Below are 18,165 nucleotides of genomic sequence, written 5' to 3' on the forward strand. Positions count from 1 at the left end.
TCGCTATTCGCGAATAGCGAATACTGGCGATGGAACTGAAACCTCAAGAGTTGCTGGTGGTGCTGAAGGTCTGCGCCCATCCCGCGCGCAAGTTCACCTTCGCTGCGCTTGCGCAGGAGCTGGCCATGAGCGCGGCGGAGGTCCACGCCAGCGTCAAGCGCGCCACCGTGGCAGGCCTGGCGATCACCCGTGGCAGGGGCGACTGGTCGCCGGTCCGCCCGGCGTTGCAGGAATTTCTGGTGCATGGTGTCCGCTACGCTTTCCCGGCCGAGATCGGCCCGGTCAGGCGCGGCGTGGCCACCGCGCATGCCGCCGAGCCGCTCGCCAGCCTGCTGCACAGCGAAAGCGACACCCCGGTGTGGGCGCATCCGCAAGGCAATGCACGCGGTCCATCGGTGTCGCCGATCTACCGCACCGCACCGCAGGCGGCGCTGGCCGACGCCGGCCTGTATCGCCTGCTCGCGCTGCTGGATGCCCTGCGCATGGGGCGTGCGCGCGAGCGCGCACTGGCCGCGCAACTGCTCGGCGATGCCTTGACGCCGCACGATGCAGCGGCCTGACCCCAATCTGCCGCATCTGCAGGCGGTGGCCCTGGCCCTTGGGGAGCTGCGCGAGCAGGTCGTCTTCGTGGGTGGCTCCACCGCAGGCTTGCTGTTGACCGATCCCCTGGCCGAAGGCGTGCGCGTCACGCTGGATGTCGATGCCATCGTGCAGGCCGACAGCCTGACGCAGTTCTACCGGGTGGAAGCCCAGCTCGAACAGCGCGGTTTCGTCCGCGATGCCGCCAGTGGCGTGATCTGCCGCTGGCGGCATGCCGCCTCGGGCGTTGTATTCGACCTGATGCCCACCGATGCCTCGATCCTGGGTTTCAGCAACCGCTGGTACGGCGAAGCGATCGCGACATCGCAGCACGTGGTGCTGGCCAACGGGCTGCGCATTCGTTTGATCGCCGCTCCGACCTTTGTTGCGACCAAGCTCGACGCCTTCCTCAGCCGTGGCAAGGGGATTTCCTTTCCAGCCACGACCTGGAAGACGTCCTCAACATCGTCGATGGGCGCCCGGAACTACCTGAGGAACTGGCCGCCGCAGCGCATCCGCTGCGGCAGGACGTGGCTGCCATCGTCGCTGGCCTGCTGGCCCATCCCGATTTCATCAACTGCCTGCCTGGGCTCGTCAGCGACGCCGACCGCACACGCGTCGTCGTCGAGCGTCTGCACAGCATCGTGCGGGCGGGCGCGCGCGATCAAGAGAACATGCCGTGACCTCCAACGAACAGAACATTCAACGTTTCCTCGCTGCTTTGGCGTCCCTGGGAGGTCAGGCGGGCAACCAGCGCCTGTGCGAGGCGTTGGGCTGGCAGGACAGTACCTACCAACGCATCAAGCAACACCTCGTCGATGATGGGCGCATCCGTGTCGGCCGCGGGCGGGGCGGATCGGTGGCACTGGTGGCAGTCGCATCAGCGCCAGCGGCGCCCAAAGGCAAGTCCGTCGCAACACCCCCTGTAGCGAAGCCGGTAGGTGCGCCCATCAAGCACGAACCCGCAGTCGAACTCGATTACGCCGACAAACTGTGGAAAGCCGCCGACAAGCTGCGCGGCAACATGGAACCCAGCGACTACAAGCACGTCGCCCTGGGTTTGATCTTCCTCAAGTACATCTCCGATGCCTTCGAGGCGCGCCACGCAGCGCTAACGCAAGAAGACCCGCAAGCCGCCGAAGACAAGGACGAGTACCTCGCTGACAACATCTTCTGGGTGCCCAAGGAAGCCCGTTGGTCGCACCTGCAGGCCAACGCCAAGCAGAGCAGCATCGGCACCCTGATCGACGACGCCATGCGCGCCATCGAGAAGGACAACGAATCGCTCAAAGGCGTGCTGCCCAAGGACTACGCCCGCCCGGCACTGAACAAGGTGATGCTCGGCGAGCTGATCGACCTCATCTCCGGCATCGCCCTCAACGAAAGAGGGGACAAATCCAAAGACGTGCTCGGCCGCGTCTACGAATACTTCCTCGGCCAGTTCGCCGGTGCCGAAGGCAAGCGCGGCGGCGAGTTCTACACCCCGCGCAGCGTGGTACGCACCCTGGTGGAAATGCTCGAACCCTACAAAGGACGCATCTACGATCCCTGCTGCGGCAGCGGCGGCATGTTCGTGCAGAGCGAAAAGTTCGTCGATGAACACGGCGGGCGCATCGGCGACATCGCCATCTACGGCCAGGAAAGCAACTACACCACTTGGCGCCTGTGCAAGATGAACCTGGCCGTGCGCGGCATCGACAGCGACATCCGCTGGAACAACGAAGGCAGCTTCCACAAGGACGAACTGCGCGACCTCAAGGCCGACTTCATCCTCGCCAACCCACCGTTCAACATCTCCGATTGGGGCGGCGAGCGCCTGCGCGACGACGTGCGCTGGGCCTACGGCACGCCGCCCGCCGGCAATGCCAACTACGCCTGGCTGCAGCACATCCTCCACCATCTCGCCCCCCACGGCTTTGCAGGCGTGGTGCTGGCCAACGGCTCGATGAGCAGCCAGCAGAGCCGCGAAGGCGAGATTCGCCAGGCCATGATCGAAGCCGGCGTGATCGACTGCATGGTCGCCCTGCCGGGGCAACTGTTCTACTCCACGCAGATCCCCGCCTGCCTGTGGATCCTGGCCAAGGACCGCAGCAACGGCCTGGTGAAGAACAGCAAACTGCGTGACCGCCGTGGCGAAATCCTGTTTATCGACGCACGCAGCATGGGCGCCCTGGTCGACCGTACCCGCCGTGAACTGCACGACGACGACATCGCCAAAATCGCCGCCACCTACCACGCCTGGCGTGGCGAAGCGGAGGTCGGCCCCTACGCCGACATTCCCGGCTTCTGCAAGGCCGCCTCGCTCGACGACGTGCGCAAGCATGGTCACGTCCTCACCCCGGGGCGCTATGTCGGCGCCGCCGCGCAGGAGGAAGACGACGAACCCTTCGCGCAGAAGATGCAGCGCCTGGCCGCGCAATGGCGCGAACAACAGGCCCAGGCCGCCAAGCTCGATGCGGCCATCGAACACAACCTCAAAGCCCTCGGATTCTGAGCGGAGGCCCGGCATGGCAGACGAAACCCTCGACCTGACCCCATTGCAGCGCGCCATCGAACGCCTGGACGAAGGCTGGACGCGCTACCAGCAGGACATCAGCGACACACAGATCCGCGATGGTCTGATCCAGCGCTTCGCGTTCACCTACGAAATCAGCCACAAGATGCTCAAGCGCCATCTCGAAGCCAGCTCGGCCAACTCCGCCGAGCTGGACGGCATCGGCTTTCAGGACTTGATCCGCAGCGGCAACGAACGTGGCCTGCTGCTCAGCGACTGGCCACACTGGCGGCGCTTTCGCGATATGCGCGCCAAGACCAGCCACACCTACGATGAAGCCATCGCCCTGGAAGTGGTGGCCAGTATTCCCGACTTCCAGCGCGAAGCGGCCCACCTCCTCGAACAGTTGCAGGATGCCCAGGCGTGAGCGAACCCCAGATCGACATTCGCCCCGACCACTGGGCCATCGTCCGCGACATTCTCCAGCGCCATGTGCCGCAGTATGCCGTGTGGGCCTTCGGCTCCCGCGCCAAGTGGACGGCCAAGGAATTTTCCGACCTGGATCTGGCCATCATCACCGACAGCCCGCTGCCGCTGGCCACCAGCGCCGCTCTGGCCGAGGACTTTTCCGAATCGGACTTGCCGTGGAAGGTGGATATCGTCGATTGGGCAGAAACCAGTGAGACGTTTAGGAAGATCATCGAGAGGGATCGGATTGTGTTGCAGGAGGTAGAGAAAAATGGAGCCGCTGGGAAGGAGTGGCGAGAGGTTTTACTGGGCGAGGTCGCAAATCTGATGACCGGCTATCCATTCAAAAGCCAGCATTATACTGACAGTCCGACCGCGCCAAGGTTGATTGGCGGGGATAATATCGCGCAAGGAAGGCTGCGCTGGGATAATACTCGTCGCTGGCCAAGTGAAATGGCGAATGGACTGGATGATTACTGGCTTAAATTAGGTGATATTGTTTTGGCGATGGATAGGCCATGGATTGAAGCTGGTCTGAAGTATGCGACTGTTGGTTCGGAAGATATTCCTTTGCTTCTTGTTCAGCGAACCGCAAGGCTGCGAGGGAGTGCTGGTCTGGACACAGGTTTTTTGCGCTATATTATTGCTGGCAAAGAATTCACTCAATATATTTTGAGTGTGCAAACGGGTACTGTTGTTCCTCATATAAGTCCAGATCAAATACGTGCATTTAGATTTTTGCTTCCGCCATTAGGGCTTCAAAAAGCTATAGCTAATGCGCTGAGTACGCTTGACGACAGAATCGAACTCAACCGGCGTATGAAAGAAACGCTGGAGTCCATGGCCGGTAGCCTATTCAAATCTTGGTTTGTCGATTTCGATGGGGTGGCAACGGAAAATCTGCAGGAGTCAGAGCTGGGCTCGATTCCGCAGGGATGGCAAGTCGCTTCGCTTGACTCGATTGCTGACTATCTCAATGGCTTGGCACTGCAGAGATTCCCACCTGAGAGCGAATCCGAGTTTCTGCCCGTTATCAAGATTGCACAACTACGTGCCGGCAATACAAATAATGCAGACAAGGCAAGCTCACAGCTAAAGTCTGAGTATATTGTCGAAGATGGTGACGTATTATTTTCTTGGTCAGGTTCTCTAGAGGTGGAGGTCTGGACGGGAGGGCGTGGGGCGTTGAACCAACATTTATTCAAAGTGACTTCTGGCAAAGTGCCTAAGTGGTTCTACTATTTTGCAACGCGTCAATACTTGGCGGACTTCCGAGCTATTGCAGCTAGTAAAGCCACTACGATGGGGCATATTCAGCGCAAGCACCTTACAGACGCTAAAATCGCTGTTCCATCGCCTGAAGCGATGGAGAGTTTCGATTGCACAATTGCTCCTCTATTCGAGCAAATGATAAAGACCTCCTTACAGTCCAAGGCTCTCGCCCAGCTACGCGACACCCTGCTACCCAAACTGATGTCCGGTGAAGTGCGTATCAAGGACGCCGAACGCCTGGCGGAGACTGCCTGATGGCGTTTCTATCCGAAGCCGCAATCGAACAGGGGCTGATCGAACAGCTCGCGGCGCTTGGCTGGTCCACCACAAGCGATGAGCAGATCGGCCCCGACGGCAAGACGCCGGAGCGCGACAGCCATGATCAGGTCATCCTGCACAAGCGCCTGGAAAGCGCCGTGGCGCGTCTCAATCCGCACTTGCCGGACCAGCCGCGCCTGGAAGCCGTGCGCAAGCTGACCCAGCACGAGCTGCCCAGCCTGCTGGAAGAAAACCGCCGTATTCATCACCTGCTGATCGAGGGAGTCGACGTCGAATATTTTGCCGCCGACGGCCAGCTCAGCGCCGGCAAGGCGCGCGTGCTGGATTTCGACAACCCCACCAACAACGATTGGTTGGCGGTGCGCCAGTTTGCGGTGATCGGCGGCGCGCGCCAGCGCCGGCCGGATGTGGTGTTGTTCGTCAACGGCCTGCCGCTGGCGGTGATCGAGCTGAAGGCGCCCGGCAGTGCCGGGGCGAACCTAGTCGGCGCGTTCAACCAGTTGCAGACCTACAAGCAGCAGATCGCCGCGCTGTTTCGCAGCAATGCCGTCCTGGTCACTTCCGATGGCATCGCCGCACGCATCGGTTCGCTGTCCGCCGATCTGGAGCGCTTCATGCCTTGGCGCACCACCGACGGCACCCAGATTCTGCCCAAGGGCCAGCCGGAACTGCCGACGCTGATCGAGGGCGTGTTCGCGCCGCGGCGTTTTCTCGACCTGTTGCGCTGGTTCACCGTGTTCGGCGAAACCGGCCAGGGGCTGGCGAAGCTCATCGCCGGGTATCACCAGTACCACGCGGTCAATCTGGCACTGGCCTCGACCATCCGCGCGTCCGTTGCCGGCGTGGCCGAAGATCCGGCCCATTACGGCTTGCCCAGCGCCCGTACGCAGCCACGCGGCGACCGCAAGGCCGGGGTGATCTGGCATACCCAGGGCAGCGGCAAGAGCCTGCTGATGGCCTTTTACGCCGGGCGTCTGGTGCAGCACCCGGCCATGCACAATCCGACACTGGTGGTGCTCACCGACCGTAACGACCTGGACGATCAACTCTTCGCCACGTTCGCGATGTGCAAGGACCTGGTCCGGCAGACGCCGGTGCAGGCCGAGAGCCGGGAGGATCTGCAGCGCCTGCTGGCGCGCGCCAGTGGTGGGGTGATCTTCACCACCCTGCAGAAGTTCGGCGAAGTGGCCGAGCCGCTGACCCTGCGCCAAAACGTGGTGGTCATTGCCGACGAAGCCCACCGCAGCCAATACGGTCTCAAGGCCAAGTTGGACAGGAAAACCGGCGACATCTCCTATGGCTTCGCCAAGTACATGCGCGACGCCTTGCCCAATGCTTCGTTCATCGGTTTTACCGGTACGCCCATCGAGGCCGCCGATGTGAATACGCGAGCGCTGTTCGGTCACTACATCGACGTCTACGACATCAGCCGTGCGGTGGAGGACGGCGCTACCGTCCCGATCTACTACGAATCGCGCCTGGCGCGCATCGAGCTGAACGAAGACGAGAAGCCCACCCTCGATGACGAGGTGGAAGCGCTGTTCGAGGGCGCCGACACCGACGAGAAGGAGAAGCTCAAGGGCCGTGCCGCTGCCGTGGAGCGTCTGGTCGGCAGTGAGAAGCGCCTGGCGCTGATCGCCCAGGATCTGGTCGCACACCTGGAGGAGCGCCTTGCCGCACTGGATGGCAAGGCGATGGCGGTGTGCATGAGCCGGGAAATCTGCGTGGATCTGTATGAGGCCATCATCAAGCTGCGCCCGCATTGGCACAGCGACGACGATGCGCAGGGCGTGGTCAAGGTAGTGATGACCGGTGCCGCCAGCGACCCCGGCCCATGGCAGTCGCATATCGGCAACAAGGCGCGCCGCGATGCGCTGGCGCGCCGGGCCAAGGATCCGCGCGACCCGTTGAAGCTGGTGCTCGTGCGCGACATGTGGCTGACTGGCTTCGATGCACCGTGCATGCATACCTTGTATGTGGACAAGCCCATGAAGGGCCATGGCCTGATGCAGGCCATCGCCCGCGTCAACCGGGTGTTCCGCGACAAGCCGGCCGGCCTGATCGTCGACTACATCGGCATTGCGCAGAACCTCAAATCCGCCCTGGCGCAGTATTCGCCACGCGACAGGGAAAACACAGGCATCGACGAAGCCCAGGCCATTGCGCACTTGCTGGAGCGCTATGAGGTGGTGCGTGCCATGTACCACGGCTTCGATTACCTCGGCGCGTTGCAGGGCACCCCGCAGCAACGCCTGGCGATGATGGCCGGCGCCATCGAGTGGATTCTGGACCGGCAGCAGCAATGGGCTGCCTTGGAAACCACGGAGGAGGGCAAGAAGGCCGCGCACCGGCGCTACCGGGACGCGGTGTTGGCCCTGTCCCGTGCCTATGCGCTGTCGGCCGCATCCGATCAGGCCGCGGCCATCCGCGACGAGGTCGGTTTCTTCCAGGCCATCCGCGAGGCGCTGCTCAAGAGCGCGAGCGGCTCGGGACTGACCTCGCAGGAACGCGACCTGGCCATCCGCCAGATCGTCAGCCGCGCGGTGGTGTCCACCGAGATCGTGGATATCCTCAAGGCCGCAGGTATCCAGTCGCCGGATATTTCCATCCTCTCCGACGAATTCCTCGCCGAAATGCAGCAACTGGACAAGAAGAACCTGGCGCTGGAAGCGCTACGCAAGCTGCTCAACGATGGCATCCGCTCGCGCAGCCAGAGCAACATCGTGCAGACCAAGGCGTTTTCGCAGCGCCTGGAGGACGCCATTGCCCGCTACCACGCCAATGCCATCACCACGGCCGAGGTGTTGCAGGAGCTGATTAAGATCGCCAAGGACATTCGCGCGGCGCGCGCGCGCGGCGAGGAGCAAGGTCTGAGCGCAGATGAAATCGCGTTCTATGATGCGCTGGCCGAGAACGCGTCGGCTGTCCAGGTGATGGGCGACGAGAATCTCAGGGTCATCGCCCATGAATTACTGGTCAGCCTGAAGGGCAGCGTATCGGTGGATTGGGCGCGACGCGATTCTGCGCGTGCGCGGATGCGCGTGCTGGTGAAACGCATTCTTCGCAAATATGGCTATCCGCCCGACTTGCAGGACGCGGCTGTGCAAGTGGTGCTGCGGCAGGCAGAGGCGCTATCCGCGTCCTGGGTTTCGTGAGCTGGGAGATTGACGTCGGCTGCTGCTGGTAGCAAGATTACTAAACGGAGCCTAGAAACTCCTCGAACAGCGGTACCCACCTCCGACAAACCGGTGGGTTTTTTGTGCCTGCATGCTTCGCAGGTGCAACCGACGCGACGTTCTGCGTCGGGAGGGCGGTGAATACAACACCCGCAAGGGGAATAAGCCCGCCGGCTGTTCGCGGTTTCTAGCCTCCCGACTTCCCGTCCGCCATTGGCGGCGGACGGCCACTTCATGGAAGGAGAGGCGACGATGTCGGAGTACAGAACGGACGATCTTCAAATGGCGGGCTATTTTCTGCCCGAAGAGAGCCAGTTCCGGCTGGTGCGGCTGGGCGAGTTCATCAAGTTCCTCGCGAGACTGGCAGCGCCACGCAGCGTGGCCGAGGAACGCGAGGCCGCCCCGAAGGTGCGTGCGGGCGAGCTGGCGGTGTGCATGGAACTGCTCGCAGAGCAGCTGGACATGGTGCTGCGCGAGGTGTCGTGGCCGGCGCAGCGTCAGTTCCCCTATCAGGCGCCGGGCCATGACGCCGGGAGCGGGGCGCCCGGCCATCGTCTACGGTAGACGCATCGCCGTTCGGCCCATGCGTTGTGGCTTTGATCGGTGGCCACACCGCTGCTGTGCAACCCCGCGCGCGTGGCCGGTGGCGCCCCTGCGGTCGTGCCAATGCTGGCGCTCGGTGGTAGGGTCTGCGGCGTCTACATCGAACGCAGCGGCGTCGCTTGCGCCTGCAGGGGCTGCTGCTGGCTGCGCTGCAGTTCCTCGGTCCTGGCTTGCTGCTGCACCGCCTCCAACTGCGCAAAGCGCTGTTCCGTCGGCACCGCCAGCGCTTCCTGCATAGGCATGTGCGCGCGGTGCGCGGCAGGATCGGACGATGGGTGGCCGGTGCGCCACAGATGCGCCACCTCGCCGCTGTCCAAGGTTGAGGTAGGCGTGTTGGCGGCAATCTTCAGGTCGTCCCAAACGGAGTGTTAGCGTTTGCCATCCCGGTCACTCCCCGAATTTCTCGACGCTGACGGCTTTGACGCAGGTCGTATTCTGCCGCTGCGGGACGATCTGCACATGCATGTCGTTTCGCGTGTAATGCAGCGCCAACAGCCCGTGGATCTCGTTTTGTGTATTCGGCCTGGTACTGAACCCCGCCGCCTTCAGGGCGTGGTCGTATTCGTCAAGCCCAAGGTCGCAAGGAAGGTTGCTTTCATCGACTGAATTGGCCGCCTTGATCAGTTCAATCGTTACGTTCGAGTATTCCTGAAGTTTGCTGTCCAAGTTGTACGTTATTCCGTATAGCCACTTCCCATCTGGCAATTTGAATGCATAAGCCCCCGATTTTTCGTCTCCCTCGAAGGTTGCTCCAATGGCAGACTGAATCGATTTGGCAGATAGATCGTTGAAATTATGCGTGCTCTCGATCATCGATAGGAAGCGATGTCCAAGATCGGCTGCAGTCATTTCATTATTGGAGTTCATGTTTCTTCCTTGGCTTGTGTCGGCTGCCAGGCCAGTGGTTGCACAGGAGGTTGAACAAACGGTTAGCGTCAAGGCGAGTAAGATTTTTTCAATTCTTTTCATCGTATGTACTCCTCCTCGACGTCACTGCGAAAGTGGATGCATCGCATGCCGAACTAGACCATCATGCCTCAGCCTCTTGGATGCGTGATACCGCAGTTCCTCGGTGCGTTCCGGCGACAGCATGCGGTGGCCGATGCCCGGTTCGAGGCGTCCAGGGAAGCGCTGTACGCGCACTTTCATCAGCTCGCCGAAGGTGCGGTAGGCGGAGTTGCTGTTGACGGTGTCGCCGAAGACCTTGAAGCCGTAGTTCGGATAGTCGCGGTCCTGGGCGTTGAGTTCCGGCACGGCGCGCACCGCGGTATTCCAGCGCTCCAGGATCTCGTGCTTGTCGCCCGTGGCCACCGTGCGCGCCGGCTGGTCGTCGCGGATGTAGGTGGTGCTGTCGACCTTCTCGCCGATGGAGCGTGCATAGGCAGGATCGTGCGGGTAGTGCCAGGCACGCAGCGAGTGCCGGGTCTGGTCGGTACCGATGGGGATGGCCTGGCCGGTCTGGCGATCGGTGGCCAGGCCGTGCAGTTCCGCCACGGCCTTGCCGTGTTCATCGCGCAGCACCCAGAAGGCGTGGCCGGCGATGCCGATGACGCCGAGCGAGCGGGCTTCGATGGCGTAACTGGGCATGGTCATGTCCTTCCTTGATCGCTGTGATGGCGCGGGCGGCAGAACTGCCGTGTCCTATTCGGGCTCACTGCGATTGCGCGGCGATACAGCGGTCCAGCGCGATCTTGAGATCCTGCATCGCCTTGTCGACACCCAGGTCGACGAAATAGGCGCCGGCGCCCTTGAGGGCGAGCCTGGCCTGGTTGGCGCCCGGTGGGCGCTCCAGGCGCAGGCGAAAACCGCTGCGGTTCGTTTCCGGAAAATCGCCCGATTCCAGGATGCCTCGCGCCGGGTCTTCGCGGGTGACCTTGGGCCAGGAGCTGCTCGTCTCCGACAGGGTGGCGATGCTGGATTCGGCGCAGTCGAACAGGCGCTGGTTGGGCAGCTCGGCCGGGACACTCATCACCGCCGAGGCCGTGGGCGTCTTGCGGGTGGCAGAGGGCATGCTGCATGCGCTGGCGACCAGCGCCAGGCCGGCGAATTGGGCGATGCGGTGCCATGGCGTCATGAGGACGTTCCTTGCGTGTGCGGTGGCGAGCTTCCTGCTCGGCGCATGATGCCGGATGCGTCTTGGGCTGTTGCGCGGTCAGCGCCGTGCGCGACGCCAGGCGATCAGGGCCACGGCAGCCAGGGCGGCGACGGTGCCGACGGCGGCGACCTGTGCCGCGCGCTTGGCGCGTTGTTCGCGCAGTCGCAGCGCGTCGCTGCTGGCGTCGTCGGCGGACAGCGGCGAGCGGTACACGCTGTGCGCGGCGGCGCGGCCGGAGATGGCGGCACGGCGCGCGGGCGTGGTCGGGGCGCTGTCGGTGGCGGTGTCGTCCACGGCGTGGGCGGTGTCGGTGATCATGGTGGGTTGCATCCTCGGCGCTGCGTTCATGCGTGTCTGTCGATCGAGCGGTCGGTTGGTGGCTGACGCCCTATCTTTCCAAGCGCCACGTTAACGCGGCGCGGGGGAAAAGTAATGTGCAGGCGCCCCGGGTCCCGCTGGCGTTGGCTCAGCCGACCTGGCGGACCATCAGTAACACGTGGGTGCCGTAGGAATCGGCTTCCTGCACGGGCTGCCAGCCGTGGCGGGCGTACAGGCCGCCGTCCAAGTGCTCGGTCTGCAGGTACAGGGCGTCCAGGCCCAGGTCCGCGGCGTCTGCCAGGGCATGCGCGAGCAGGCGACCGGCGATGCCGCGCCCTCGATAGGCATGGGCGACGTACATGCCGCCCAGCCAGTACGGGTATTGCGGGAAGGCGTCCATTTCCCGGTCTTTCAACTGCACCACGGCGATCAGTTCAGGGCCGTCGAAGGCCGCCAGCACGCGCGGCAGGCCATGCGCATCCGAGGCGCGCTGCAGTTGGCGCAGTTCGTCGTCCAGCGAGAAGCCGGCCTCGCGACCCCAGGCCGCGTGGTACCAGGCGGCGATCTGCGGCAGTTCCGGGGCGTGCCGGTCGAGATGACGGACGTTCATGCGTGCGAGCGTTGCGGTGGTGCGGGAACAGGGAAGCGTAAGCGGGGAACGCGCCTGGACTAGGGCAGGGCTGCGCGGCAGCCCGCGTCCGTGCGGGCTGTCGGCCCATCACGCACGCAATGGGACGCCACACGCGGCTTGAACAGCAGCCACGTCCACCCGCGTCTCCACGCGCTCACGCCGGCAAGTTTGGCGATAATGCCGGACTGTTCCGTCAGGATCGCCGCATGACCGCTCTCACCGAACGTTACGCGCGCGCCGTGGACTACGCGCGCATCGCCCACGCCGGCCAGTTCCGCAAGGGCGGCACGGTGCCGTATCTGAGCCACGTGCTGGGCGTGTCGACGCTGGTGCTGGAGGCCGGCGGCGACGAGGACCAGGCGATCGCGGCGCTGCTGCACGACGTGGTGGAGGATTGCGGTTCCGGCCATGAGGGCGTGATCCGCGCGCAATTCGGCGAGGCGGTGGCGGACATGGTGATGGCGTGTACCGACGCCACGGCCGAGCGCAAGGCGGTGCCCGCGGACGTGCCGGCCAAGCGCCGCGACTGGCGCATCCGCAAGCAGGCGTACCTGGCGCACTTGGCCGAGGCCCCGGACGCGGTGCTGCTGGTGTCGGCCTGCGACAAGCTCTACAACGCGCGCAGCATCGTCGCCGACCTGGAAGACCCCGAGGTCGGCACCGCGGTGTTCGAGCGCTTCACCGCCGGCCGCGACGGCACGCTGTGGTACTACCAGGCGCTGCATGCGATCTATGCCGAACGCGGCGTGGCGGTGCTGCGCGCGTTCGCCAGTGCGGTGACGCGGATGCAGGCGCTGGCCGCGCGCGACGAGGATGCCGACACGCTGGTGGCGCCTGCGTTGAGCTGAGACTTGCGTCGCCGGCGAAGGCGCGCCGTTCTGCGTCGATAGCGGGCTGAACACGCCGCAGCAAAGTCGCCGCGACACGCCCATGGCAGCCGACCGGCTAAGCTTGCGCGCTCCTTCGCGTTGCCGGTCCTGCCCATGTCCACGCCTCCCGCTTTCGCCGCTTCCGGCTTCGTGCGCGTCCGTGGCGCGCGCGAGCACAACCTCAAGGATGTGGACGTGGAGCTGCCGCGCGATGCGCTGGTGGTGTTCACCGGCGTGTCCGGCTCCGGCAAATCGTCGCTGGCGTTCGGCACGCTGTTCGCCGAGGCGCAGCGGCGCTATCTGGATTCGATCTCGCCGTATGCGCGGCGCCTGATCGACCAGGCCGGCGTCGCCGACGTGGACGCCATCGACGGCCTGCCGCCGGCGGTGGCGCTGCAGCAGCATCGCGGTGCGCCGAGCACGCGCTCGTCGGTCGGTAGCGTCACCACCATCTCCAACTCGCTGCGCATGCTGTATTCGCGTGCCGGCACCTATCCGCCGGGGCAGGACATCATCCACGCCGACGGCTTCTCGCCGAACACGCCGGCCGGCGCCTGCCCCACCTGCCATGGGCTGGGGCGCATCTACGACGCTACCGAGGCGTCGATGGTGCCGGACCGTTCGCTGAGCATCCGTGAACGCGCGGTGGCGGCGTGGCCACCGGCCTGGCACGGGCAGAACCTGCGCGACATCCTCACCACGCTCGGCCACGACGTCGACGTGCCGTGGGCGAAATTACCGAAGAAGACCCGCGACTGGATCCTGTACACCGACGAGCAACCGACCGTGCCGGTGTATCCCGGCTTCACCCTGGCCGAGACCCAGCATGCGCTCAAGCGCAAGCAGGAGCCGGCGTACATGGGCACCTTCAGCAGCGCGCGCCGTTACGTGCTGCATACCTTCGCCAGCACGCAGAGCGTGCTGATCAAGAAACGCGTGGCGCAATACCTGATCAGCACCGCGTGCCCCAGCTGCGACGGCAAGCGGGTGCGCCGCGAGGCGCTGTCGGTGACCTTCGCCGGGCTGGACATCGGCGAACTGTCGCAGCGCCCGCTCGGCGAGGTGGCCGACCTGCTGCGTCCCGCGGCGGAAGGCCGCCTGCAGGGCCGATCGCGGCATCCGGAGCAGGCGCTGGCCGCGCAGCGCATCGCCCAGGACCTGCTGGCGCGGATCCAGGTGGTGGAGGCGTTGGGCCTGGGTTATCTGACCCTGGAGCGCAGCACGCCGACGCTGTCGCCCGGCGAACTGCAGCGGCTGCGCCTGGCCACGCAGATCCGCTCGCAACTGTTCGGCGTGGTCTACGTGATGGACGAGCCGTCGGCGGGCCTGCATCCGGCCGACACGCAGGCGTTGCTGGGTGCGCTGGACCAACTCAAGGGCGCTGGCAATTCGCTGTTCGTGGTCGAGCACGAGATCGACGTGATCCGTCATGCCGACTGGATCGTCGATGTCGGCCCCGGTGCCGGCGAGCACGGCGGGCAGGTGCTGTACAGCGGTCCGCCGGTGGGATTGGCGCAGGTGCAGGCCTCGTCCACGCGCCGCTACCTGTTCGCCGAACCGCACGCCGCTGCGCATGCGCCGCGCTCGCCGGAGGCCTGGCTGCAGTTGCGCGAGGTCAGCCGCAACAACGTGGTCGCGCTGGACGTGGACATCCCGCTGGGCGTGTTCACCACGGTCACCGGCGTGTCCGGCTCGGGCAAGTCCTCGCTGGTCAGCCAGGCGCTGGTGGAATTGCTGGGCACGCAACTGGGGCAGGCGCCGGCCGAGGCGGACGAGGAACTGGATCCGCTGGAGCGCGGTGCGCGTGTCGCCACCGATGGCTACATTGCCGGCGGCCTGGAACACGTGCGGCGGCTGGTGCAGGTGGACCAGGCGCCGATCGGGCGCACGCCGCGCTCCAACCTGGCGACCTACACCGGCCTGTTCGACCATGTGCGCAAGCGTTTTGCGGCCACGCCGGCAGCGCGCAAGCGCAAGTACGACGCCGGGCGCTTTTCGTTCAACGTCGCCAAGGGCCGCTGCGAGACCTGCGAAGGCGAGGGTGCGGTGAGCGTGGAGCTGCTGTTCATGCCCAGCGTGTATGCGCCGTGCCCCACCTGCCATGGCGCGCGCTACAACGCCAAGACGCTGGAGATCGAACTGCGCGGCCAGAACATCGCACAGGTGCTGCGCATGACCGTGGCGCAGGCGCTGGATTTCTTTGCCGACGATGCGGCGATCGCGCGGCCGCTGCAGGTGCTGATGGAGGTGGGCCTGGGCTATCTGCGCCTGGGCCAGCCGGCCACCGAACTGTCCGGCGGCGAGGCGCAGCGGATCAAGCTGGCCAGCGAGCTGCAGCGCGCACAGCGCCGCGGCACCGTGTACGTGCTGGACGAACCCACCACCGGCCTGCATCCGGCCGACGTGGACACGCTGCTGCGGCAATTGCACGGGCTGGTGGAGGCGGGCAACACCGTGGTGGCGGTGGAGCACGACATGCGCGTGGCCGCGGCCAGCGACTGGATCATCGACATGGGACCAGGCGCGGGCGGTGCGGGCGGCAAGGTCGTGGCGGCGGGCGTGCCGGGAGTGGTGGCGACGCATGCAGGCAGCCGAACGGCGCCTTTCCTGGCTGCGGAATTGGCGGGGTAGGCGCGCACGTCGCGGCGCGTGGTCTTCGTCAGTTCCGACACGGCGAGGGCATGCCGGAATGCACGATGATGCAGTCGCAGCGAGCGAAGCCTGCCGGGTGCCTGACCCTGCAAAGCGTCGGGACTGAAGTCCCTCCCACAGTGCACCCTGGTAAGGCTCCGCACGGCTCTGCGGGAAGGGCTCCGTGTAGTCTCAAAACCGCCTGGAGCCGCTCCCGCGATGAGGTCTCATGCCGCATCGCGCATCGCGCATCGTGACGCGACAGCCCGCAGTGCCGCCGACGTGAAATGCCGCCCACGTTGGCCACGCGCCGGCCACGGTGGCGACCGCGTGGCCGCCACCGCCAGCGGTTGCCGAGGCTGCGGCGATCAGCCCAGCAGTTCGAAGCTGGCCGTCAGCCCCGGTGCCTGCGCCGAGGGCGCGACCCACAGATCGAACTGGCCCGGTTCCACCGTCGGCTTGAGCGCCTGGCCCACGAACAGCAGATCCTCGCGGCGCAGCACGAAGTCCACGCTGGCGCTGCCGCCGGCCGGCACCGCGACCTTGCGGAAATCCTTCAGTTCGCGCACCGGGCGGGTGATGCTGGCGCTGCGGTCGCGGACGTACAGTTGCACCACTTCCTCGGCGTCGCGGTGGCCGCGGTTGTGGATGCGTGCGGCGATCTTCAGCGTGCCGCCGGCGGCCAGCCGCGACGTGCTCAAGGTCAGTTCGCCGTACTCGATGCGGCCATAGGTCAGGCCGTGGCCGAACGGGAACAACGCGGTGTTGGAGATCGTGCGGTAGTGGGTGGTGAAGGGCGTCAGCGCGTTCGGGCGCGGATCCGGGCGACCGGTGGGCTTGTGCGCGTAGTAGTACGGCGACTGCCCGGATTCGTGCGGGAAGCTCACCGGCAGGCGCCCGGAGGGGCCGTGCACGCCGAACAGGATGTCGGCCAGCGCCGGCCCGGAGGCCGAGCCGAGGAACCAGCTGACCAGGATCGCCGGCGCGTCCAGCACCGCGCCGTCGAGCACCAGCGCACGGCCGTTGCTGAGCACCACCACCACCGGCGTGCCGGTGGCCGCCACGGCGGCCAGCAGCGACTGCTGCGCGCCGGGGATGCTGATGTCGGTGCGCGACTGCGCTTCGCCGGAGTAGCGCAGCGGTTCGCCGATCGCCAGGATCGCCACGTCGGCGGCGGTCGCCGCGGCCACCGCCGCCTGTACGCCGCCGGGCAGTGCGTGTTCGAACGCGCAGCCTTCCACCACCTGCAACGCGGCCGGATCGGCGAGTTGCGCGCGCAGGGCCGTGGCCAGGTCGTTGCCGCTGTCGTCGCCGCCGAACAGGGTCCACGGTCCAGCGCTCTCCACCCAGTTGCTGGCCATCGGCCCGATCAGCGCGATGCGCTGGCCCTGACGCTTGAGCGGCAGCAGTTCGCCCTCGTTCTTGAGCAGCACCACCGATTTGCGTGCGGCCTCGTGCGCCAATGCCAGCGTCTCCGGGCGCCGCTGCCGCGCCTGCGCGCGCTCGGGCACGATGCGCAGGAACGGGTCGTCGAACAGGCCCAGCGCGGCCTTGAAGCGCAGCACGCGGCGCACCGCGTCGTCCAGCCGCGCCATCGGCACCGCACCGTCGGCGACCAGGCCAGGCAGGTGCTGCAGGTACAGCCCGCTCTGCATGCTGATGTCCACGCCGGCCAAGAACGCCAGCCGCGCCGCGTCGCGCGCATCGCGGGCGTAGCCGTGCGCGACCAGTTCCAGGTCGCCGGTGTAGTCGGAGACGACCAGGCCGCTGTAGTTCCACTCGCCGCGCAGCACCTGGCTCAGCAGCCAGGTGTTGGCGGTGGCGGGCACGCCGGACAGCTCGTTGAAGGAAGCCATGGTGGTCACCGCGCCGGCGCCGAAGGCGGCCTGGAACGGCGGGAAATACACCTCGCGCAGGGTGCGCTCGGAGATGTCGACCGTGTTGTAGTCCAGGCCGGCCTCGGCCGCGCCATAGGCCGCGAAGTGCTTGGCGCAGGCGGCCAGCGCATCGGCATGGTCGATGCCCTCGCCCTGGAAGCCGCGCACGCGGGCCTCGGCGAAACGCCGGCCCAGCAGCACGTCCTCGCCGCTGCCTTCCACGCCGCGGCCCCAGCGCGCATCGCGGGCGATGTCGACCATCGGCGCGAAGGTCCAGTCGATGCCGACCGCGCTGGCTTCCTGTGCGGCGGCACGCGCGGTGCGTTGCGCCAGCTCCGGCTCGAAGCTGGCGGCTTCGCCCAGCGGCACCGGGAACACGGTGGTGAAGCCGTGGATCACATCGGCGGCGAACAGCATCGGGATCTTCAGCCGGCTTTCCAGCGCGGCCTGCTGCAACTGCTGGTGCCAGCGCACGTTGGAGCCGTTGAAGATGCCGGTCAGGCGTCCGGCGCGCGCCGCGGCCAACTGGCCCTCGGCGGTGGGGCGCACGTTGACCGGATTGGCGGCGGCCGCCGCATCGGTCTGCTGCGCCGAACCGAACAGGGTCAGCTGCCCGGCCTTCTCTTCCGGCGTCATCCGCGCGATCAGCGCATCGATGAAGGCCGGCGTCTTCGCCGGCGCGCGCGGCAGGGCCAGGCCCATCGGCACGTGCGACAGCAACGCGAACGAACCGGCGCCGAGCAACAGCCCGCGCCGCGTGGTACGAAACGTCATCGGCAAATCCCCTGTTTGGACCCCGATGGTCACGCTACCTCATCGGGAGCGAGAAGTTGTGATGCGGTGCACGATAATCGTGGGTCGGCAGGCGCGCTC

15 protein-coding genes and 1 pseudogene are annotated in these 18,165 nt (G+C 65.7%); 9 read left to right on the forward strand and 7 right to left on the reverse strand.

Going from position 1 to position 18,165, the window contains the following annotated elements; all coding sequences use genetic code 11:
- Positions 1-29: 29 nt before the first annotated feature.
- From CEK66_RS17690 to CEK66_RS17720, 7 genes and pseudogenes are all read left to right on the forward strand, one after another.
- Positions 30-560, forward strand: coding sequence for a MarR family transcriptional regulator (locus CEK66_RS17690; RefSeq protein ID WP_152237784.1), 531 nt, complete (start codon positions 30-32; stop codon positions 558-560).
- A gap of 148 nt (positions 561-708) precedes the next feature.
- Positions 709-1,082: pseudogene (locus tag CEK66_RS20835) on the forward strand (hypothetical protein); the annotation flags it as partial.
- 446 nt (positions 1,083-1,528) lie between these two features.
- A complete protein-coding gene (locus tag CEK66_RS17700) occupies positions 1,529-3,073 on the forward strand; it encodes a class I SAM-dependent DNA methyltransferase (protein ID WP_152237806.1) in 1,545 nt (514 codons plus the stop codon).
- A gap of 13 nt (positions 3,074-3,086) precedes the next feature.
- On the forward strand, positions 3,087-3,500 hold the full coding sequence (locus CEK66_RS17705) for an HI0074 family nucleotidyltransferase substrate-binding subunit (protein WP_152237785.1): 414 nt from the start codon (positions 3,087-3,089) through the stop codon (positions 3,498-3,500).
- Complete coding sequence (locus CEK66_RS17710; protein WP_152237786.1) at positions 3,497-5,068, forward strand: restriction endonuclease subunit S; 1,572 nt, start codon at positions 3,497-3,499, stop codon at positions 5,066-5,068. The genes CEK66_RS17705 and CEK66_RS17710 overlap by 4 nt, the downstream gene beginning before the upstream one ends.
- A complete protein-coding gene (locus CEK66_RS17715; RefSeq protein WP_152237787.1) occupies positions 5,068-8,247 on the forward strand; it encodes a type I restriction endonuclease subunit R in 3,180 nt (1,059 codons plus the stop codon). The genes CEK66_RS17710 and CEK66_RS17715 overlap by 1 nt, the downstream gene beginning before the upstream one ends.
- Positions 8,248-8,520: 273 nt before the next feature.
- Positions 8,521-8,832, forward strand: a complete 312-nt coding sequence (locus CEK66_RS17720; RefSeq protein WP_226978667.1) for a hypothetical protein — start codon at positions 8,521-8,523, stop codon at positions 8,830-8,832.
- Positions 8,833-8,966: 134 nt separating this feature from the next.
- Here the strand turns inward: CEK66_RS17720 and CEK66_RS20435 are convergent, their stop codons facing one another.
- The 6 genes from CEK66_RS20435 to CEK66_RS17745 all read right to left on the reverse strand — a co-directional run bounded on the left by CEK66_RS20435 (position 8,967) and on the right by CEK66_RS17745 (position 11,894).
- Positions 8,967-9,113: a hypothetical protein gene (locus CEK66_RS20435; RefSeq protein WP_193312703.1), complete on the reverse strand. Its 147-nt coding sequence runs from the start codon at positions 9,111-9,113 to the stop codon at positions 8,967-8,969.
- A gap of 145 nt (positions 9,114-9,258) precedes the next feature.
- Positions 9,259-9,840 (reverse strand): hypothetical protein, encoded by a 582-nt coding sequence (locus CEK66_RS17725; protein ID WP_152237789.1) that lies wholly within the window; start codon positions 9,838-9,840, stop codon positions 9,259-9,261.
- Positions 9,841-9,861: 21 nt separating this feature from the next.
- Positions 9,862-10,458, reverse strand: coding sequence for a hypothetical protein (locus CEK66_RS17730; RefSeq protein ID WP_152237807.1), 597 nt, complete (start codon positions 10,456-10,458; stop codon positions 9,862-9,864).
- Positions 10,459-10,522: 64 nt separating this feature from the next.
- Positions 10,523-10,945 (reverse strand): hypothetical protein, encoded by a 423-nt coding sequence (locus CEK66_RS17735; protein ID WP_152181999.1) that lies wholly within the window; start codon positions 10,943-10,945, stop codon positions 10,523-10,525.
- A 78-nt stretch (positions 10,946-11,023) separates the two neighbouring features.
- Positions 11,024-11,284 (reverse strand): hypothetical protein, encoded by a 261-nt coding sequence (locus CEK66_RS17740; protein WP_226978668.1) that lies wholly within the window; start codon positions 11,282-11,284, stop codon positions 11,024-11,026.
- Between the two features lie 148 nt (positions 11,285-11,432).
- The gene (locus tag CEK66_RS17745) at positions 11,433-11,894 is read right to left on the reverse strand and encodes a GNAT family N-acetyltransferase (RefSeq protein ID WP_152237791.1); all 462 of its coding nucleotides are present in this window, start codon (positions 11,892-11,894) and stop codon (positions 11,433-11,435) included.
- Positions 11,895-12,121: 227 nt separating this feature from the next.
- Between CEK66_RS17745 and CEK66_RS17750 the strand changes: the two genes are divergently transcribed.
- Complete coding sequence (locus CEK66_RS17750) at positions 12,122-12,763, forward strand: HD domain-containing protein (protein ID WP_152237792.1); 642 nt, start codon at positions 12,122-12,124, stop codon at positions 12,761-12,763.
- 135 nt (positions 12,764-12,898) lie between these two features.
- Positions 12,899-15,415, forward strand: coding sequence for an excinuclease ABC subunit UvrA (locus CEK66_RS17755; protein ID WP_152237793.1), 2,517 nt, complete (start codon positions 12,899-12,901; stop codon positions 15,413-15,415).
- 368 nt (positions 15,416-15,783) lie between these two features.
- Here CEK66_RS17755 and CEK66_RS17760 read toward each other — a convergent pair whose 3' ends face one another.
- Entirely contained in the window at positions 15,784-18,066 is a 2,283-nt protein-coding gene (locus CEK66_RS17760; RefSeq protein WP_152237794.1) for a glycoside hydrolase family 3 N-terminal domain-containing protein, read from the reverse strand.
- Positions 18,067-18,165 lie beyond the last annotated feature (99 nt).

This window comes from Xanthomonas sp. LMG 12460, from assembly GCF_009192895.1.
Taxonomy (GTDB): Bacteria; Pseudomonadota; Gammaproteobacteria; order Xanthomonadales; family Xanthomonadaceae; genus Xanthomonas_A; species Xanthomonas_A sontii.

What these genes read in the sequence shown, in the direction of transcription:
- CEK66_RS17690 (WP_152237784.1), top strand. Translation starts at nt 30, where the DNA reads ATGGAACTGAAACCTCAAGAGTTGCTGGTGGTGCTGAAGGTCTGCGCC.
- CEK66_RS17705 (WP_152237785.1), top strand. Translation starts at nt 3,087, where the DNA reads ATGGCAGACGAAACCCTCGACCTGACCCCATTGCAGCGCGCCATCGAA.
- CEK66_RS17715 (WP_152237787.1), top strand. Translation starts at nt 5,068, where the DNA reads ATGGCGTTTCTATCCGAAGCCGCAATCGAACAGGGGCTGATCGAACAG.
- CEK66_RS17720 (WP_226978667.1), top strand. Translation starts at nt 8,521, where the DNA reads ATGTCGGAGTACAGAACGGACGATCTTCAAATGGCGGGCTATTTTCTG.
- CEK66_RS20435 (WP_193312703.1), bottom strand. Translation starts at nt 9,113, where the DNA reads ATGCCTATGCAGGAAGCGCTGGCGGTGCCGACGGAACAGCGCTTTGCG.
- CEK66_RS17725 (WP_152237789.1), bottom strand. Translation starts at nt 9,840, where the DNA reads ATGAAAAGAATTGAAAAAATCTTACTCGCCTTGACGCTAACCGTTTGT.
- CEK66_RS17730 (WP_152237807.1), bottom strand. Translation starts at nt 10,458, where the DNA reads ATGCCCAGTTACGCCATCGAAGCCCGCTCGCTCGGCGTCATCGGCATC.
- CEK66_RS17735 (WP_152181999.1), bottom strand. Translation starts at nt 10,945, where the DNA reads ATGACGCCATGGCACCGCATCGCCCAATTCGCCGGCCTGGCGCTGGTC.
- CEK66_RS17740 (WP_226978668.1), bottom strand. Translation starts at nt 11,284, where the DNA reads ATGATCACCGACACCGCCCACGCCGTGGACGACACCGCCACCGACAGC.
- CEK66_RS17745 (WP_152237791.1), bottom strand. Translation starts at nt 11,894, where the DNA reads ATGAACGTCCGTCATCTCGACCGGCACGCCCCGGAACTGCCGCAGATC.
- CEK66_RS17750 (WP_152237792.1), top strand. Translation starts at nt 12,122, where the DNA reads ATGACCGCTCTCACCGAACGTTACGCGCGCGCCGTGGACTACGCGCGC.
- CEK66_RS17755 (WP_152237793.1), top strand. Translation starts at nt 12,899, where the DNA reads ATGTCCACGCCTCCCGCTTTCGCCGCTTCCGGCTTCGTGCGCGTCCGT.
- CEK66_RS17760 (WP_152237794.1), bottom strand. Translation starts at nt 18,066, where the DNA reads ATGACGTTTCGTACCACGCGGCGCGGGCTGTTGCTCGGCGCCGGTTCG.